The organism is Intrasporangium calvum (assembly GCF_028446585.1).
GTDB lineage: Bacteria > Actinomycetota > Actinomycetes > Actinomycetales > Dermatophilaceae > Intrasporangium > Intrasporangium calvum_A.
Map to the genome: position 1 here is coordinate 1 of NZ_JAPFQL010000145.1, position 3,338 is coordinate 3,338.

General features: G+C 72.8%; 2 protein-coding genes. Both read left to right on the forward strand.

Annotation, left to right across the window (positions count from 1 at the left end; genetic code table 11):
• The first annotated feature begins 358 nt into the window (after positions 1 to 358).
• Complete coding sequence (locus OO014_RS19085; RefSeq protein ID WP_272463912.1) at positions 359 to 1,261, forward strand: hypothetical protein; 903 nt, start codon at positions 359 to 361, stop codon at positions 1,259 to 1,261.
• A gap of 102 nt (positions 1,262 to 1,363) precedes the next feature.
• Positions 1,364 to 2,704 carry an ABC1 kinase family protein gene (locus OO014_RS19090; RefSeq protein WP_272463913.1) on the forward strand — a complete coding sequence of 447 codons (1,341 nt, stop codon included), beginning with the start codon at positions 1,364 to 1,366 and terminating at the stop codon, positions 2,702 to 2,704.
• Positions 2,705 to 3,338: the final 634 nt, after the last annotated feature.

The following is a 3,338-nucleotide window of genomic DNA, read 5'->3' on the forward strand; positions in this document are numbered from 1 at the left end:
CAGCGAGGGGCGGGACCGACATGGTCCCGCCCCTCGCCCCTGTCCGGACCTCTCCCTCCCCCTCCTGACGCGGCGGGCTCGACCCGAGCCTGTGGATGAGGCGCGCGCCAGGCGTCCCTCGTTTGCGACGCTCGGAGCACGACACCGTCCGGTGTCGGCCGGGCATCAGCAATCCGGCATCTTCGCCAACGGCAGCCACGGAGGGACGATGGCGTCAGGAACGGGCGATGCACCGCGGCGGGCCACTGCCGAGCTCCACTCCGTCCCGAGGACGGGGTCGCGGCGCAGGCCGCGGTCGACCGCCGCCCACGGCTCGCGGTCCGACGAGCGCCCCCGCATCCCACCCTCCCGACGGCCCGTGCACCGCGCCGCCGGCGAGATCCAGTTCGGTGCGGTCTCCGGCGGAGCCATCGTGACCGGGGTGAGCGAGGTCGAGGTGCAGGCCCTGACCCGGCTCGACGGGTCACTCACGCTCCGCTCCTCCTACCGCATGGCGGGCGAGCTCGGCGTCGCAACGACCCGATGGCGGGCCCTGCTCGAGGTCGTCGACCGGATCGGCGTCCTGGACTGGCGGCCGGCAGCCGACGATCGGGCCGACGAGCCGCTCGCCCTGCCCCCGCCCACGGTGGTCCTGCCCGGTCGTGGCGCGCTCGTCCGGGACGTGGCTGCGCTGTTGCGGCGCGATGGCATCGACGCGATCGTCACTCCATCGGAGCCCCACCCCGAGCTTCCCCCCGAGCTTCCCCCCGAGCTTCCCCCTGAGTTTCCCCCTGGCGGCGGCGCTCCCCCGCCGGCGGTCCGCCCGGCCCTGGCGGTGCTGATCGGCCCGACTGCCCTCGACCCGCGATCGGGCGACGAGTGGCTGCGGCGGGGCGTGCCGCACCTGCCGGTCGTCGCCGAGGAGTCCTTCGCGACGGTGGGTCCGCTCGTCGAGCCGGCGCTGTCCGGGCCGTGCCTCTGGTGCCTCGACCTGCACCGGAGCGACCGTGACCCGGCCTGGCCGACGGTCCTCGCGCAGCTGTGCGGCAGCGCCGGTGACATCGTGCGGCGAGAGACGAGCAGCGACACGGACCCGGCCCTCGCGCACCTCGTGGCCGGCTGCATCGACCTGCTCACCCGGCGGCTGCTCGGTCACGAGCCCGTGCCGACCGGCGTCGCGGTGGAGCTGAGCCTCCCGTGGCCACGCATGGACCACCGGCGATGGACGATCCACCCGCGCTGCCGTCGGCGCCACCGGTCACCCGGTCGCGGCGTGGCCTGACGGCGCCTCCGCGAGGCGGCCCATGCGTGCCGACGGGTGGCGCGTCACGGCCGGCCACCGCCGGCGTTTAGAGTCAGGGTGTCCGATCTGGGGGTGAGCCGAGTGACCGACCTGCCACGCAAGGCCGTCGTGCGCTCCGCCAAGCTCGCCACCGTGCCCTTGGGCCTGGCAGGACGGACCGCCCTCGGCCTGGGCAAGCGCCTCGGTGGCCGGCCCGCCGAGATCGTCGCAGCCGAGCTGCAGGCCCGCACGGCTGAGCAGCTCTTCCAGGTGCTCGGCGAGCTCAAGGGCGGCGCCATGAAGTTCGGGCAGGCGCTGTCCATCTTCGAGGCGGCCTTCCCGGAGGAGATGGCGGGTCCCTACCGCGCCATGTTGACCAAGTTGCAGGACAGCGCCCCGCCCATGCCGACGAGCACGGTGCACGGAGTGCTGCGAGCCGACCTGGGCATGCAGTGGCGGCGTCTCTTCCGGTCTTTTGAGGACCAGCCGGCGGCGTCCGCCTCCATCGGGCAGGTCCACCGGGCCGTGTGGCAGGACGGGCGCGACGTCGCCGTGAAGGTCCAGTACCCCGGCGCCGGTGCGGCGCTGATGAGCGACCTGCGACAGCTCTCCCGCGTCGTCAAGGTCGCAGCCGGCTGGGTGCCCGGCATCGAGCTCGGCCCGATCCTCGACGAGCTGCGCGAGCGGATGGCCGAGGAGCTGGACTACCGCCTCGAGGCGGAGCACCAGGCCGCCTTTGCCGAGGCGTTCGTGGGCGACCCCGACTTCTGCATCCCCCAGCTCGTCCGCGGCACCCGGCACGTCATCGTCTCGGAGTGGGTCGAGGGCCGTCCCCTGAGCGAGATCATCCGGGATGGGTCCCACCAGGACCGCGACGAGGCGGCCCAGCTCTACATGGAGTTCCTGCTCGCCGGACCCGCCGAGGCCGGGCTGCTGCATGCGGACCCGCACCCCGGCAACTTCCGCATCACCCCCGACGGTCGCCTGGGCGTCCTGGACTTCGGCGCCGTCAACCGGCTTCCCGATGGGATGCCCCAGGAGATGGGGCGTCTGCTCACGGCCGGCCTCGAGGGCGGGGCCGACGCGGTGCTGGCCGGCCTGCGCGAGGCGGGCTTCGTCAAGCCGGGCATCGAGATCGACGCCGAGCGGCTGCTCGACTACCTGGAGCCGTTCATCGCCCCGCTGAGGGCCGACGAGTTCACCTTCACCCGGGCCTGGCTGCGGGGCGTGTTCGCCCACATCAACGATCCCCGGCAGCCCAACTACGTGCTTGCCTACAAGCTCAATCTCCCACCGGACTACCTGCTCATCCACCGCGTCTGGGGTGGCGGGATCGGCGTCCTGAGCCAGCTCGGCGGCACCGTGCGCGGCCGCGAGGCCGTCGATGCCTTCCTCCCGGGCGCTGACCTCCCGCCGATCAGCGACCTGGCGCTCGACGAGTAGCCCGTATGCCGTTGGGCTCGCTCACCCTGACCACCACCCTGGGCGGTCGGCTGGGTCAGCGAGAGCTGCCCTGCCGAGTGGCCCCTCAGTGGGGTCCAGTCACCACCAGGCGGGGTCGAGCTTGCTCTCGATCGAGCGCAGGTTCTCGCGGCTGCAACGCTCGCACGTCCACATGGTCCGACCGCGCTCCACGCTGCGACTCCAGCCCAGCCGAGCCCGCGCCTGATCCGCCGGCTGAGGCGTCGTCCCGCACGTGGAACAGGTGAGCAGCGGCGCCATCTCGGCGGTATCTCCGAGGGGTTCATCCGTCTTGACTGTCATGTGAGACCTCCCTGTCTCTACCCCGTCATTTGAGTATCCGCCGATGCACCGACATCGGTGGGACGCTTGCGCAAAGGCGTGTCGGACTCGTGACCTCAGCCCCGCGCCCCGGCGGCCGGGCCACCGACACAGGGCCCTGTCGGCCCCCCATCCGGCGCGTCGACCCTGACGCACCACGGTGGCGGAGGGACCGGCTGGCGAGACGCCGGAGCCGCGGGTGACGTCTCGCGTCACCCGCGGCTCGGTCGCGGTGTCCTGTCCGCCGATCACTGTCGGTGATGGCGCCGACTCGCACGGATGTCCAACGTGATCA